Here is a 15346-nt window from a genome sequence, read left to right as displayed (position 1 = left end):
CTTCCACGCCGTTGTCCACGGACCGTCCCACCGGCCGTCCGCGCTCGCCGGTACCGTAGGAACTCCCCTTGAGGGAGGTTCAAGCCGTGCCCGCCGACAGCATGTGGTCCATCGGTGAGCTCGCCGAGCGCGCGGGCGTCACCGTCAAAACGGTCCGTTTCTACTCGGACCGCGGTCTGCTGCCCGAAGGCCCCCGCAGCACGGGTGGCCATCGCCGGTACGGGCCCGAGGCGCTCGACCGGCTCCGCGTCATCCGCTCCCTGCGCGCCCTCGACCTGCCGGTGCCGGACGTGCGCCGCGTCCTGGGCGAGGGGGACGGGCTGGACGACGCCCTTGAGGACGTCGTCGCGGGACAGTTGCGGGACATCGGTTCCCAACTGGCCGCGCTGCGCTGGCGGGAGGCCGCGCTTCAGCTGCTCCAGGACTGCACGCCCACCGAGCGCGCCGAGCGGCTGCTGCTCGTCGGCGCGATGTCCGCCCCGCCCAGCACGGCCGCACCGGCCCGCTTCTGGCGCCGGTGGCTGCCGGCCCGGATGCCCGCCCGGGTCGTGTCCGCCGTCCTCGACCAGGCCGTCCCGCAGCCTCCGGCGGACCCGACTCCGGCCCACGTCCTGACCTTCGCCCGGCTGCACGCCTTCACCTCGCGTTCCTGCGAGGGCGGAGACCGCGGCCAGCCGGCGGCACATCGCAGAGAGGACGGGTTCCGCCCCGGGGTGCTCTACGAAGGGCTCAGCGAGGCCTACGCACTGGCGTCACCGCACCTGTGCGACCAGCGGTCACCCCGTGAGGGCGAGGCGCTGGACTGCTTCGTCTCCGCCTACGCCACCTCACGGGGCGTACGTGACACCCCCGCGTTCCGCCGCGCGCTCAGCGGGGTGCTGGCCGCGGATCCGCGGATCGACCACTACTGGCAGCTCGTCGCCGAGCTGACCGGTCCTTCGCGGCCGACGCCGGGGGCCGCCCACGACTGGCTCTGCGCCGCGCTCGACGCCCAGGTCGGGCGTCGGGCCGCGTGAGTCCGAACGGGCGGCCGCCGCCCGTTAATCGCTGGGCCGGCGGCCTCGGTGTCCGTATCTTGGCGCATCGGCAGACGCGCTGTGCGGTTCTACGCGAAAGGCTTCCATGTGTGCTCGTAAGGTGCGGCCCGAAGAGGCGGACATCGACACCTCGTTGGTGCGCCGGCTCGTCGACACGCAGTTCCCGCAATGGGCCGGTCTGCCGCTCACCGAGGTCGTCTCGGCGGGTACGTCCAACGCCATGTACCGCCTCGGCGAGGACATGGCCGTACGACTCCCCCGGCTGGCAGGTTCCGCGCAGGACGTGGAGAAGGAGCACCGGTGGCTGCCGCTGCTCGCCGGAGAGCTCCCCGTGGCCGTCCCCACGCCTCTGGGCAAGGGAAATCCCGGCGAGGGCTACCCGTGGCCGTGGTCCGTCTACGGCTGGCTCGACGGCGCCAACCCCGTCCCCGGACGTCATCCTGAACCGACTCTGCTGGCAAAGGACTTGGCGGAGTTCGTCAGCGTGCTCCGGCGCGTCGACGCCACCGGCGGACCCGCTTCCTACCGCAGCGAGCCGCTGGCACAGCGCGACGAGGTGACGCGTTCGGCGATCCATGAGCTGCGGGCGGAGCTGCACGGGGACGGGGCGACCGCCGTCTGGGAGTCGGCCCTGCGGGCGCACGGGTGGGCCGGGCCCGCCGTGTGGATCCACGCGGATCTGCAGCCCGGGAACGTGCTCGTCGCGGACGGACGACTCAGTGCCGTCATCGACTTCGGGTGCCTCGGCCTGGGCGACCCGGCGGTCGACCTCATCGCGGCCTGGTACCTGCTGCCCGCCGGTGCGCGCGAGGTCTTCCGGACCTGCTCGGGCGCGGACGACGACGCCTGGGCACGGGGCCGCGGCTGGGCCCTGTCGGTCGCCCTCCTGGAGCTCCGGCACTACCGGGAGAGCAACCCGGTGATGGCCTCCATCGCCCGCCATGTGATCGCGGAGCTCCTCACCGACGGCACGACGTCGGCGGCGGTCTGACGATTCGTCCTGCCGGCACCGCCCCGGGTCAGTTCACAGCCGCGCGCAGCCAGTCGTCCAGGACGGCGAAGTCCGCTTCGGTGAGGCCCTGTCGAGGGTCCACGCGATGCAGCAGGGCACGTTCCGCGTGATGCGCGAGGACCCAGGCGCGGTCGATGTCGGTGATCTCGTCGTCGACCCAGGCGAAGGGGCGGCCTTTCGCCTGGCCGACCAGCGCGCGGGTCTTCCAGTGGAGTCCGCGGGCGCCGTGCCATTCCTCCCGTACCGGCGGATCCGGCCAGTCCACGACCGGCAACGGCGGCAGTCCGAGCAGCGGGGCGACGCAGTCGTTCGCGTCCTCCATCCAGGTCGTCGCCCAGACGAGCTCGCACGGGAGCGCCGCGAGCCGGGGCCCGTACTCGGGGTTGATCCTGGCCAGCAGGGGGTTCAGGTCCGCGCCCAGCAGGTCGGGGCTTCCGGGCCGGCGCAGCGGATACGTCGGGTAGCAGTCCGGCGGGCCACCGAACGGAATCAGCGGCCCGTCGATGTCGAGGAAGAGCAGCGGAAGGTGCGCGTATCCGGTCACTTCGGCACAGTATCGACTCGGGGACCAGGCCCCCGCCCGCGCCGCTAGTGTGACGGGCATGACTGGGGACACCGATCCTGCGGACAGCCACGAACTGCCGGGCGGCATGATGAACGCGGGCGCGGTGGTCCGGCGGGGCGAGGTGGTCGAGCGGCCGGCGCCGCCGAACGTCCGGGCACTCCACGCGTACCTTCAGGCGCTGAGGCGTCGCGGATTCGACGCGGCTCCGGTGCCGGTCGGCGTCCGTGCCGACGGGCGGGAGCAATTGAGGTTCATCCCCGGTCGGTCGGGGGCCTGCTGAGGCGCCTGCACGAGGCGAGTGCGGGCGTCTGTGTGGACGTGTCCGCCGGCTGGGCCGGGGAGCTGGCCGATCCCGAGGGCGGAACGATGCTGTGCCACAACGACGTGTGCCTGGAGAACGTCGTGTTCCGGGACGGCCGCGCCGTGGCCCTGATCGACTTCGACCAGGCGGCCCCGGGGCGCCCGGTCTGGGATGTCGCACTGACCGCCGGATACTGGGTTCCCATGCGGGACCCCGAGTCTGCTGCCCCGCTGTACGCGGAACCCGGCATCTCCCACGCGTCCGACGCCCCCGCCCGGCTGCGCCTCCTCGCGGACGGTTACGGGCTCTCGCCGCGGGAGCGCGCCGAACTGCCCGAGGTCGTCGAGCAGGCCGCCGAGGTGTGCCGGGCGTTCGTCGCCCGGCGCGTGGCCGAGGGAAACCCTGTCTACGTTCAGGCGCATCGCGACCTCGGCGGCTGGGAACGCTGGGACCGGATCCAGGCGTGGCTCGCCGCCCGGCGCGAGACGTTCAGGGCGGCGCTGCTCGAAGGCCTCGACACCGGGTCGGTCCGTCCCCTTCCTCCCTTGTGAGGTTCCCGAAACCGCCGATTCATCAAGCAGGCGGTGAATAGGGCTGGTTGACGGGGTGAAGAGTGCGCAACCATGTCCACATGACCGCGGCCCATCGCGCCATGACCCAGCTGGAGTCGTGGCCGAACCTGGTAAGTGGCTCTCCCCGGTGCGCCGTAGGGCGCTCCTTCGGGACAGCGGGGTGCGACATCGTGCATTTCCATGCCAACGATGCGGCAGATCTGTACCTCACCCGGACGGCGGTCGAACGCCTCCTTCCGCAGTTGCGCGACAGCACCGCGATCCGGGTGCGTCCCGGTGCCTCGTGGATCACCGTGCTGCTCGACTGCGACGACGACGTGGCGCTCCTGCTGACACTCATCAGCGTGGCGCTCAAGGAACACGACGCGGTCAGGGGGCCCGAGGAGGAGTACGGCGGACCGCGCACCCCCCGCACGGCTCCGCCCTGCGACTGGGAGCCACGGGCGATGCCTTCGCCGCGTGCGGCCGGGCCGGTGGCGGCGTCCGCTCATCACGGCCGGGTGCACGACGCGTGGAAGGCCGTCGGCCGGATGCTGCCGCACGGCCACTGACGGGAGCGCCGGGTGCGTGAGCGGGATGCCGTGACGGGGTCTCGGCAACTGCATGGACCGCGCGTCAGTTGCCCCCGCTCGCCCCGGTCTCGGCGCCCCGCGCCGCCCCTGTGCTGTCGCGCTCGATCAGGCCCGGCAGCGGCACCTGCACCGTCCGCGCCGGGCCGCCGTCCAGGAGCGCCGTCAGTTCCTGGGCCGCGGTGCGGCCGAACTGGACCGTGTCGCGGGAGAGTGCCGACAGCCAGGGCTTGACCATGCGGCACAGCGGCGAGTCCTCCCAGGCCACCACGGAAACGTCGCCGGGGACCGAGAACCCCAGCTCACCGGCGGCGGCGACTCCGGCGACGGCCATCACGTCGTTGTCGTAGACGAGCGCGGTCGGAGGTGTGTCGCCCTCCATGACGCGGCGCGTGACCGCGGCGCCCTCGGCGTCCGAGTAGTCCGTGGTCACGGAGCGCACCTCGGTCAGTCCGCGCCGCTGCGCCTCGGCGCGCAGGGTGCGGATGCGCCGCTCTGTGTGCGCGAGGCCCGGCAGGCCGGCGATGTGGACGATGCGGCGGTGCCCGAGCGCGTACAGCTCGTCGACGACCGACGCCATCGCGCCGGCGTCGTCCGCCCACACCGTCGACATGCCGGGGTGCTCCGCGTCGGGGACTCCGCCGATCACCACGGCGGGCAGCCCGAGTTCGTCGAGGAGGGCGGGGCGCGGGTCGGCGGTGCGGGGATCGACGACGAGCACGCCGTCCACCCGGTGTTCGGCCCACCAGCGCCGGTAGACGGCACACTCCGCCTCGACGTCCTCCACCACCTGGAACAGCAGGCCGAGGTGACGCTCCGCCAGGACCTCCTGGATGCCCGAGATGAGCTGGAGGAAGAACGAGTCCACGCCCAGCGTGTCCGCCGGGCGGGCCACGACCAGACCGACCGTCGCCGCTCCTTCGCCGGACAGGGCGCGGGCCGCCGTGCTGGGCCGCCAGCCGAGCTGTTCGGCGACCCGCCGCACCCGGTCGCGGGTGACCTCGGAGACCCCTGGCCGGTCGTTGAGCGCGAAGGACACGGCGCTCTCCGAGACACCCGCCCTGAGCGCGATGTCCTTCATGGTCGGTCGGCGCGCGGGAGACCGCTTGGCTGGCACAGCTGCCCCTTTCCCCGTGGAACCCCGGTGGGTTCCGCGCCCAGCGTAGCGCATGCGACTCGGTCACTAATGCGCTTGAGTTCAAGACCCTAAAGCGCATTAGTCCAGAGCCACAAAAGGTCTACTCCACCGCTCTGACCTGCCACTATTTGATGCGTCTCACAAAAGTTTCCGAGAATGCATTGACTTTTTCCGTGATCGCAATGCAGGGTCTGCACGGCAACATTCGACGCCGCCGCAAAGGAGCCGTGTCACCGTGCCCATCTCTCGCAGAGCACTAGCCGCCGCCGCCATCGCTGTCGTCCTGCCGCTGAGCGCGTGCGGCTCCGGGGGTGACGACAGCGGCTCGACGGACGCCTCGGGCAAGATCCAAGGCAACATCACGTTCCAGACGTGGAATCTCAGGGCCAACTTCAAGCCGTACTTCGACGGCCTGGTCAAGGACTTCGAGAAGAAGTACCCCGGCACCCATGTGAAGTGGATCGACCAGCCCGGCGAGGGCTACGCCGACAAGATCAGCGCGGACGCCGCCGGCGGCACGCTGCCCGACGTCGTCAACGTCTCCCCCGACCTCGTGGCCCCGCTCGCCAAGGCCGGTCTCGCGCTCGACCTCGACAAGGCGGCGCCCAAGTACAAGAAGGAGTACCTGCCGGGCGCCTGGGCGAGCCACCAGATACCGGGCACGGACGGCACGTACGCCTTCCCCTGGTACCTCAACACCGGGCCGCTGTTCTACAACAAGGGCCTGTTCAAGAAGGCCGGACTCGACGCCTCCAAGCCCCCGAAGACGTACGACGCGCTGTTCGACGACGCGCTCCGGCTCGCGAAGAAGAGCAAGGGCAAGGTGGCCACGCTCGCCAACGTCCCCACCATCGAGGACTTCGGCCGCTACGGCGCCCCGCTCATGAACAAGGAAGGCACCGGCTTCGCGTTCAACGACGCCAAGGGTGTCGAACTCCTCACGAAGTACAAGGAGTTGTACGACGCGAAGGCGCTCGACCCGCAGGCCCTGACCGCGACGCCCGAGTCGACCGGCAAGAAGTTCCTGACCGGGGCCGTGGCAATGAACCCGGGCAGCGCGCTCGACCTGTCGAAGTTCAAGAAGGACGCGCCGAGCCTCTACAAGAACATCGGGATCACGGACCAGATCACCAGCACCGGCAAGGTGAACATGTACGTGATGGGCGTGATGGTGAACTCGCGCACCAAGCAGAAGCCCGCGGCCGTGGCCTTCGCGCACTACGTCACCGACGCGCAGCACCAGATGGAGTTCGCCAAGAAGGTCGCCATCTTCCCGAGCACCGCCGGCTCTCTGGACGACCCGTACTTCACGAAGCAGGACGGCTCGGACGAGACGCGGGTGCGGATCGCCGCGGCCGACTCCCTGAAGTCCGCGGTCAACTACACGCCGGTCCTGTTCAGCGAGCAGATGAAGACCGAGCTGCGGAACTCCGTCGCCAAGGCCCTCCAGGGCAAGGAGAGTCCCAAGACCGCTCTTGACAACGCTGTCAAGGCCTGCGACCGGCTGCTCCAGCAGCAGGGCTGAGCTCCGGAGCCGTACATCATGACGAGTCCCCTTCCGACCGTGAGGACCGCCGCCGAGACCTCGGCGAACACAGAGGTGACGCGACCCGCGAAGACCTCGGGCGAGCGGCCCGCCTCCCGCGTCAGGCGCCATCTGCCCACCAGCCCCTGGCTGTTCGCCGCCCCCGGGCTGCTGGTCGTCGCCGTCTTCATCCTTTATCCGTTCGTCTCCACCGTGGTCAACTCCTTCACCGACCGGCGGACCCTGATCCCCGGCGAGTTCGTGGGCCTGGCCAACTTCCGGGAGCTGCTGCACGACGACATGTTCTGGACGGGGCTGCGCAACAGCGTGCTGTACATGGTCGGGGTCGTCCCCGCCCTCGTACTCCTTCCGCTGCTGCTCGCCCTCCTCGTCCAGAAGAACATCCCGGGCATCACCTTCTTCCGGTCGGCCTTCTACACGCCGGTGGTCGCGTCCATCGTCGTGGTCGGCCTCATCTGGGTGTGGATGCTGGACGAGCGCGGCCTGGTGAACTCACTGCTCGAAGCCGTGGGCATCGGCAGGGTCGGCTTCCTCAGCGACCAGTGGCTGCTCCTGCTGAGCGCCATGGCCGTCACGGTCTGGAAGGGCCTCGGCTACTACATGATCATTTATCTGGCGGCGCTGGCCAACGTGCCGCGCGAGCTGCACGAGGCCGCCTCGGTGGACGGTGCGGGCGCGGTGCGCCGCTTCTTCACCGTCACCGTGCCCGCCGTGCGCTCCACCATGGTCCTGGTCGCCGCGCTCTCCTCGGTCGCCGCCTTCAAGGTGTTCTCCGAGGTCTACCTGATGGCGGGTCCGAACGGTGGTCCCGCGGGCGAGGACACCACACTCGTGATGCTCGTGCAGCGCACCGGCACGGGCCTGACCGGCCGCGTCGGCTACGCGTCGGCGATCTCCGTCGTCGTCTTCGTCGTCACCGTCGCGCTCATGCTGCTCGTGCTCCGCGCCGACCGGAAGGAGGACGCGTGAGCGTCACCGAGGACGTCCGCGCCACAACAGCCGTGACGCGCAAGCCGGTTCGGCGCCGCCGCGCGCCGCGCATCGCCGACGAGAACGGCCGGGGTATCCGCCTCTGGGAACTCGTGCTGCGCTACGCGCTGCTGCTCGCCGTGCTCGCGATCACCGTCGGGCCCTTCCTCTGGCAGCTGTCCACCTCGCTCAAGGGGACGCACGAGGACATCTTCAGCTCCCCGCCCACGTTCCTGCCGGCCGACCCCACGCTCCACAACTACGAACGCGTCGCCGACACCATCCCCGTCTGGGACTACGCGTTCAACTCCCTGAAGGTGGCCACCGCCAACGTGGTCACCAACTGCGTCGGCTCCGCGCTCGCGGGCTACGCGCTCGCCCGCCTGCGCTACCGCGGCCGCAGGATCGCGGCCCTCGTGTTCATCCTCGCGATGCTGGTGCCCGTCGAGAGCATCGTCATCGCCCAGTTCACGACCATGCGCGAACTCGGCCTCAACAACACGCTCGTCGGTGTGGTCCTGCCGGGCTGCATCGCCGCCATGAACGTCCTGCTGATGCGCAACGCGTTCCTCAACCTGCCCTACGAGATCGAGGAGGCGGCCTACGTCGACGGGGCGAACGCCTGGCAGCGGTTCCTGCGGATCGCGCTGCCGTCCGTGAAAGGCACCCTCGCGGTCGTCGCGATCTTCGCGTTCATGGGTGCCTGGGACGACTTCCTGTGGCCGCTCATCGTGCTCAGCGACCCGGCGAAGTTCACCCTGACCATCGGCCTGAACTATCTGCACGGCACCTTCGCCAACGACGAGCGGATCGTCGCGGCCGGCACGATCATCGCCGTCGCGCCGCTGATCATCCTCTTCGCCTGTCTCCAGCGGTACTTCTTCCGCGGGGTCGGCGAGGGAGCCGTCAAGGGCTGACGCCCGTACCGCGGACATCTCATCACCGAAGCCCCCCACGTACCGAAGAACCAGGACTCCGCATGACCTCTGCCGTGCGCTTCGGCGTCAACTACACCCCCAGCCAAGGGTGGTTCCACCACTGGCTCGACTTCGACCTGGACGCCGTGCGCGCCGATCTCGACTCGATCGCCGCGCTGGGCCTCGACCACATCCGGGTGTTCCCGCTGTGGCCCTACTTCCAGCCCAACCGCACCCTGATCCGTCCACGCGCCGTCGAGCAGCTCGTCCAGCTCGCCGACGCGGCGGCCGAGCGCGGGCTCGACGTGAACGTGGACGGTCTGCAGGGGCACCTGTCCAGCTTCGACTTCCTGCCCGCGTGGACGCAGACGTGGCACCGGCGCAACCTCTTCACCGACCCCGATGTGGTCGACGGCCAGGAGGCGTATCTGCGCACCCTCGCAGGGGCGCTCGCCGACCGGCCCAACTTCATCGGCATGACGATCGGCAACGAGGTCAACCAGTTCGCGGCGGGCCCGCACCCCGACCCGGACCGCATCACGCCGGAGCAGGCCGGGAGTTGGCTGCGTCGGGTGCTCGCCGCGTGCGAGGAGGGAGCGCCGGGGCGAACCCATCTGCACGCCTCGTACGACGCCGCCTGGTATCAGGACGACCAGCCGTTCACGCCCGCGCACTCCGCGCGGCTCGGTGCGCTCACCGCGGTGCATTCGTGGGTGTTCAACGGTACGGCGCAGCGCCACGGCCGCACCGGGACGGCGACCGAGCACCATGCCGCGTATCTCGTCGAGCTGTCCAAGGCCTGGGCCGGCGATCCGCACCGCCCTGTCTGGCTCCAGGAGGTCGGCGCGCCGGCGCCCCTGGTCCCGGCCGAGCACGCGGCGCACTTCACCGAGGCGACCGTCGAGAACGCCCTCGACTGTCCCGACCTGTGGGGCGTGACCTGGTGGTGCTCGCACGACGTCAGCCGTGACCTCGCCGACTTCCCCGAACTCGAGTACAGCCTCGGCCTGTTGACGAGCGAGCGGCAGCCCAAGCCCGCAGCGAAGGCTCTCGCCCGCATCGTCGCGGACCGGCGCGCCCGTCCCCGTCCACCCGCGCCCCGCACCACCGCGCTCGTCGTCGACGCCGGTGACGACGAGGCCGCCCCGCGCCGCTCGGTATGCGCCCCCGGCGGCGCCGTCTTCGAGGCCTTCGCCCGGCTCACCGCCGACGGGGTCCGGCCCACCACGGTCCTCGCGAACCGCGCCGACGACAAGGAACACCTGGCGGCGCGCGGCATCACCGAAGTGGTCGCACCGGACCATGTCACGCGGACCGTCGGCACGGCGCCGTAATGGATCGTCCTCGATGCGGACCGCACGATTCGAGGTGCGCCGCGTCGGGGAGTTGTACAGCGTCCCGTCCGCTCCCCGCCTGGTAACCACCCGCACCCCGGACCTTACGGAGTACCCCTCATGCATGACGACCGCACCCTGGTCGAAGCCCGTCTCAAGCGCGTCCTCGACGAGCGCATCCGACCCGCCGTGTATCCCGAGTCCGTGCCGCTGGAGGTCGCGGTGTGGAACGCGCCGGGCGAGCCGGTGCCGGTCGCCGAAGGGCTCGCGGCGACGCCCGAGCCGATCGCGGTGGGCGCGCGCTGGGGCGCTCCGTGGGCCACCTGCTGGTTCCGCGTGACGGGGACCGTGCCCGAGGCCTGGGCGGGCCGGACCGTCGAGGCGATCCTCGACCTGGGCTTCGACGAGAACATGCCCGGCTTCCAGTGCGAGGGCCTGGTCTACCGTCCGGACGGCACCCCGGTGAAGGGGCTCAATCCGCGCAACCAGTGGGTGCGCGTCGGCGCCCCGGTGGAGGGCGGCGAGGAGGTCCACCTGCACATCGAGGCGGCGTCCAACCCGGTCATTCTCGACTACCACCCCTTCCTGCCCACGCAGTTGGGCGACAAGGAGACCGCGGGCAGCGAGCCGCAGTACACGCTGGCGCGGATGGATCTCGCGGTCCTGGACGAGACCGTGTGGCAGCTCGTCATCGATCTCGAAGTGCTCGGCGAGCTGATGGCCGAGCTGCCGGTGGAGTCCGCGCGGCGCTACGACATCCTGCGCGCCGTCGAGCGCGCCCTGGACGCGGTCGACCTCCAGGACGTGAACGGCACGGCGGCCGCCGCCCGCGAACGGCTGACGGACGTCCTGTCGGCGCCCGCGGTCCCGTCGGCGCACCGCATCAGCGCCGTCGGCCACGCGCACATCGACTCGGCGTGGCTGTGGCCGCTGCGCGAGACGGTACGCAAGGTGGCGCGGACCACGTCCAACATGACGGCGCTCCTGGAGGACGAGCCCGACTTCGTCTTCGCGATGTCGCAGGCCCAGCAGTGGGCCTGGGTCAAGGAGCACCGGCCCGAGGTGTGGGCGCGGGTGAAGAAGGCGGTCGCCGACGGCCGGTTCGTGCCGGCGGGCGGCATGTGGGTGGAGTCCGACACCAACATGCCGGGCTCGGAGGCGATGGCCCGTCAGTTCGTGCACGGCAAGCGGTTCTTCCTCGACGAGTTCGGCATCGAGAACGACGAGGCGTGGCTGCCCGACACCTTCGGGTTCGCCGCGGGGCTGCCTCAGATCATCAAGGCCGCGGGCTCCAAGTGGCTGCTCACGCAGAAGATTTCGTGGTCGCAGACCAACAAGTTCCCCCACCACACGTTCCAGTGGGAGGGCATCGACGGCACCCGGATCTTCACGCACTTCCCGCCCGTGGACACCTACAACTGCTCCATGAAGGGCAGCGAGATCGCCCACGCGGCGAAGAACTTCAAGGACAAGGGGGTCGCCCGGCACTCGCTCGCGCCGACCGGTTGGGGTGACGGGGGCGGCGGCACGACCCGCGAGATGGTCGCCAAGGCGGCCCGCCTTCGTGACCTCGAAGGGTCCGCGCAGGTGGTGTGGGAGACGCCGGAGGAGTTCTTCGAGAAGGCGGAGGCGGAGTACCCGAACCCGCCGGTCTGGGTCGGTGAGCTCTACCTCGAACTCCACCGCGCCACACTCACCAGCCAGGCCAGGACGAAGCAGGGCAACCGGCGCAGCGAGCACCTCCTGCGCGAGGCCGAGCTGTGGGCGGCGACCGCGGCGGTGCGGGCGGGATTCCCTTACCCCTACGAGGAGTTGGACCGGATCTGGAAGACGGTGCTGCTGCACCAGTTCCACGACATCCTGCCCGGCTCGTCGATCGCCTGGGTGCACCGCGAGGCGCGCAGGACGTACGAGCGGGTCGCCGAGGAGCTGAACGGCATCATCGGCGCGGCCCAGCGCGCGCTGGCCGGTGAGGGCTCGGGAACGCTCGTCTTCAACTCGGCGCCGCACACCCGCGACGGCGTGCCCGCGGGCGGCGCCCGCACCCCGGTCGTCGAGGGCGAGGCCGCGATCGCTTCGCGCGCGGCGGGCGGATTCGTCCTGGAGAACGGGCTGTTGAGGGTGGAGGTCGACGCCCGGGGGCTGGTCGTGTCCGCGTACGACCTCGTCGCGGGCCGCGAGACCGTGGCGCCGGGCCGGGCCGCGAACCTGCTCCAGATCCACCCGGACTTCCCGAACATGTGGGACGCGTGGGACGTCGACGAGTTCTACCGCAACACGGTGACCGACCTGGTGGACGCCGACGAGGTGGCTCCGGGCGAGGGTGCCTCGGTGCGGGTCGTGCGCACCTTCGGCGACTCGCGTGTCACCCAGGTCCTCTCGCTGGCGGCCGGTGAGCGGCGACTCGGGATCGACACGGAGGTCGACTGGCACGAGACGGAGAAGTTCCTGAAGCTGGCGTTCCCGCTGGACATCCACGCCGAGCGGTACGCGTCCGAGACGCAGTTCGGGCATTTCCACCGGCCCACGCACACCAACACCAGCTGGGAGGCCGCCAAGTTCGAGGCGTGCAACCACCGGTTCGTACACTTCGAGGAGCCCGGCTGGGGCGTCTCGCTCGTGAACGACTCGACGTACGGCCACGACGTGACGCGGACCGTGCGGGACAGCGACTCGGGCACGACGACCACCGTCCGTGTCTCGCTGCTGCGCGCGCCGCGCTTCCCCGACCCCGAGACCGACCAGGGTGTGCACCGTTTCCGGCACGCGCTGGTGCCGGGCGCGGCCATCGGCGACGCGGTCCGCGAGGGCTACCGGATCAACCTGCCGGAGCGGCGCGTGACCGGCTCCGGAGAGGTCGCTCCGCTGGTGGGCGTCGACGATGACGCGGTGGTGGTGACGGCGGTCAAGCTGGCCGACGACGGCAGCGGCGACGTGGTGGTCCGCTTCCACGAGTCCCGCGGCGGACGGGTGCGCACCACGCTCACGGCGGGCTTCGGGATCGCTGCCTCGGCGGCGACGGACCTCCTCGAGCGTCCGCTCGCCGACGCGGCGGACCCGGAGCGCGACGGCGACCGGATCACGCTGACGCTGCGCCCCTTCGAACTGGTGACGCTGCGTCTGAAGCGGGCCTGAGCTGGTGTCGTCCGGTGGGCCGGTCACGGAACCGGCCCACCGGACGGCGCGTTCAGCCCGCCGCGCCGCGTGCCGTCCTGGCCTCCCGGGACAGCAGGACCAGGCTGCGCGCCTCGACCAGGAGGTCGGTGCCCGGCTTGTGTTCCGTCTCGTCCGCGACGCCTCGTGGGTCGGCGGTGTCGATCCGGGTCGTCCACCGCTCGCCGTAGGCGGCGTCAGGGAGGCGGAAGCGGACCGGCTTCCAGTAGCTGTTGAGGAGCAGCAGGAAGGAGTCGTCGACCACCGGCCGCCCGTACGGATCGGGCTCGGCGATGGCGTCTCCGTTGAGGAACACGGCCACCGAGTGGGCGTCGCCGCGCTGCCAGTCGTCGTCCGTCATCTCGTGCGCGTCCGGGCGCAGCCACACGAGGTCGGGCAGGGGCTGGCCCTCGTGGGTGTGTGTGTCACCGCGGAAGAAGCGGCGGCGGCGCAGCACCGGGTGGGCGGCTCGCAGGGCGATGGTGCGCCGGGTGAACTCCATCAGCTCGCGCTGGTCCTCGTCCAGGCGCCAGTCGGTCCAGGAGATCTCGTTGTCCTGGCAGTAGGCGTTGTTGTTGCCCCGCTGGGTGCGGCCCAGTTCGTCGCCGTGGGCGAGCATGGGGATGCCCTGGGAGAGCAGCAGTGTGGCGAGGAAGTTGCGCTGCTGCCGGCCGCGCAGTTCGAGCACGCCTTCGTCGTCGGTGGGGCCCTCGGCGCCGCAGTTCCAGGACCGGTTGGCGCTCTCGCCGTCCCGGTTGTTCTCGCCGTTGGCCTCGTTGTGCTTGTCGTCGTACGAGACCAGGTCGCGCAGGGTGAACCCGTCGTGGGCGGTGACGAAGTTGACGCTGGCGCGCGGGCGGCGGCTGTCGTGCTGGTAGAGGTCGGAGGACCCGGTGAGCCGGGAGGCGAACTCGGCGAGGGTGTTCTCTCCTGAGCGCCAGAAGTCCCGTACCGAGTCGCGGTACTTGCCGTTCCACTCCGACCACTGGGGCGGGAAATTGCCGACCTGGTAGCCGCCCTCGCCGACGTCCCACGGCTCCGCGATGAGCTTGACGCGTCCGATCACCGGGTCCTGCTGGATGAGGTCGAAGAAGGCGGAGAGCCGGTCCACCTCGTGGAACTGCCGGGCGAGGGTGGCCGCGAGGTCGAACCGGAAGCCGTCGACGTGCATCTCGGTGACCCAGTACCGCAGGGAGTCCATGATGAGCTGGAGCACGCTGGGGTGCCGCATCAGCAGGCTGTTCCCGGTGCCGGTGGTGTCGTAGTAGTGCGCCGGGTCGCCGTCGACGAGCCGGTAGTAGGAGGCGTTGTCGATGCCGCGGAAGGAGAGCGTCGGGCCGTTCTCGTTGCCTTCGGCCGTGTGGTTGTAGACGACGTCGAGGATCACTTCGAGGCCGGCCGCGTGCAGCGCCTTCACCATCGACTTGAACTCGGTGACCTGCCCGCCTCGGCTGCCCTCGGCTGCGTACGCGTTGTGCGGGGCGAAGAAGCCGATCGTGCTGTAGCCCCAGTAGTTCGACAGACCCTGGTCGCGCAGGAATCCGTCCTGCGCGAACTGGTGCACCGGCATCAGTTCGACCGCGGTCACGCCCAGCGACGTCAGGTGCTCGATCACCGCCGGGTGCGCGAGGCCCGCGTAGGTGCCGCGCAGCTTCTTGGGGACCTTGGGATGGGTGCGGGTCAGACCGCGCACGTGGGCCTCGTAGATGACGGTGTCGGCGTACGGGCGCAGGGGCGGGCGGTCGTTGCCCCAGTCGAAGGCGCTGTCGGTCACCACGGCGACGAGGGTGTGCGGCGCGCTGTCGGCCGGGGTCGGTCCGCCGGCCGTCCGCTCGAAGAGTGAGGGGTCGTTGTCCATCTGTCCGTCGACGGCGGTGGCGTACGGGTCGAGGAGCAGCTTCGCGGGGTTGCAGCGGTGGCCCGCCGCCGGGTCCCACGGGCCGTGCACCCGGTAGCCGTAGCGCTGGCCGGGGCCGACGGCGGGCAGATAGCAGTGCCATACGAAGCCGTCGACCTCGGTCATGGTGACCGTGTCATGGGTGCCGTCGTCGTGGAGGAGGACGAGGTCGACGCGCTCGGCGACCTCCGTGAACAGGGCGAAGTTCGTTCCGTCGCCGTCGAATGCCGCGCCGAGGGGATAGGGACGTCCGGTCCAGGTGAGCATCCGGCCACCGTACGGATGATCTTGTAGTCGATGTCGTCACCGCGCCGTCCGCGCCCCGTCTGCCGCGCG

11 protein-coding genes and 1 pseudogene are annotated in these 15346 nt (G+C 70.6%); 9 read left to right on the top strand and 3 right to left on the bottom strand.

Annotated elements, in window-relative coordinates; all coding sequences use genetic code 11:
• Positions 1-86 precede the first annotated feature (86 nt).
• Entirely contained in the window at positions 87-1016 is a 930-nt protein-coding gene (locus tag LGI35_RS39975) for a helix-turn-helix domain-containing protein (protein ID WP_423835760.1), read from the top strand.
• Positions 1017-1122: 106 nt separating this feature from the next.
• The gene (locus LGI35_RS39970) at positions 1123-2028 is read left to right on the top strand and encodes an aminoglycoside phosphotransferase family protein (protein ID WP_227299319.1); all 906 of its coding nucleotides are present in this window, start codon (positions 1123-1125) and stop codon (positions 2026-2028) included.
• Positions 2029-2056: 28 nt separating this feature from the next.
• On the opposite strand, the gene LGI35_RS39965 is transcribed toward LGI35_RS39970, so the two are convergent.
• Positions 2057-2593 carry an HAD domain-containing protein gene (locus LGI35_RS39965; RefSeq protein WP_227299318.1) on the bottom strand — a complete coding sequence of 179 codons (537 nt, stop codon included), beginning with the start codon at positions 2591-2593 and terminating at the stop codon, positions 2057-2059.
• Between the two features lie 58 nt (positions 2594-2651).
• Between LGI35_RS39965 and LGI35_RS39960 the strand changes: the two are divergent.
• Both LGI35_RS39960 and LGI35_RS39955 read left to right on the top strand, forming a co-directional pair.
• Positions 2652-3466 (top strand): annotated as a pseudogene (locus tag LGI35_RS39960) (phosphotransferase).
• 191 nt (positions 3467-3657) lie between these two features.
• Positions 3658-4038 carry a luciferase domain-containing protein gene (locus LGI35_RS39955; protein ID WP_451024347.1) on the top strand — a complete coding sequence of 127 codons (381 nt, stop codon included), beginning with the start codon at positions 3658-3660 and terminating at the stop codon, positions 4036-4038.
• 64 nt (positions 4039-4102) lie between these two features.
• On the opposite strand, the gene LGI35_RS39950 is transcribed toward LGI35_RS39955, so the two are convergent.
• Positions 4103-5173: a LacI family DNA-binding transcriptional regulator gene (locus LGI35_RS39950; protein WP_227299316.1), complete on the bottom strand. Its 1071-nt coding sequence runs from the start codon at positions 5171-5173 to the stop codon at positions 4103-4105.
• A gap of 256 nt (positions 5174-5429) precedes the next feature.
• Between LGI35_RS39950 and LGI35_RS39945 the strand changes: the two genes are divergently transcribed.
• The 5 genes from LGI35_RS39945 (at position 5430) to LGI35_RS39925 (ending at position 13095) form a co-directional block, all read left to right on the top strand.
• Positions 5430-6719 (top strand): ABC transporter substrate-binding protein, encoded by a 1290-nt coding sequence (locus LGI35_RS39945; RefSeq protein WP_227299315.1) that lies wholly within the window; start codon positions 5430-5432, stop codon positions 6717-6719.
• 18 nt (positions 6720-6737) lie between these two features.
• Positions 6738-7709: a carbohydrate ABC transporter permease gene (locus LGI35_RS39940; RefSeq protein WP_376223700.1), complete on the top strand. Its 972-nt coding sequence runs from the start codon at positions 6738-6740 to the stop codon at positions 7707-7709.
• 32 nt (positions 7710-7741) lie between these two features.
• Positions 7742-8626: a carbohydrate ABC transporter permease gene (locus LGI35_RS39935; protein ID WP_227300715.1), complete on the top strand. Its 885-nt coding sequence runs from the start codon at positions 7742-7744 to the stop codon at positions 8624-8626.
• A gap of 62 nt (positions 8627-8688) precedes the next feature.
• Complete coding sequence (locus LGI35_RS39930; protein ID WP_227299314.1) at positions 8689-9960, top strand: glycoside hydrolase 5 family protein; 1272 nt, start codon at positions 8689-8691, stop codon at positions 9958-9960.
• Positions 9961-10080: 120 nt separating this feature from the next.
• On the top strand, positions 10081-13095 hold the full coding sequence (locus tag LGI35_RS39925; RefSeq protein ID WP_227299313.1) for an alpha-mannosidase: 3015 nt from the start codon (positions 10081-10083) through the stop codon (positions 13093-13095).
• Between the two features lie 52 nt (positions 13096-13147).
• Here the strand turns inward: LGI35_RS39925 and glgX are convergent, their stop codons facing one another.
• Entirely contained in the window at positions 13148-15277 is a 2130-nt protein-coding gene (gene glgX, locus LGI35_RS39920) for a glycogen debranching protein GlgX (protein WP_227299312.1), read from the bottom strand.
• Positions 15278-15346 lie beyond the last annotated feature (69 nt).

The sequence above is a fragment of the Streptomyces longhuiensis genome (assembly GCF_020616555.1).
Classification (GTDB): Bacteria; Actinomycetota; Actinomycetes; order Streptomycetales; family Streptomycetaceae; genus Streptomyces; species Streptomyces longhuiensis.
This window is presented reverse-complemented; position numbering and strand designations above follow the sequence as displayed.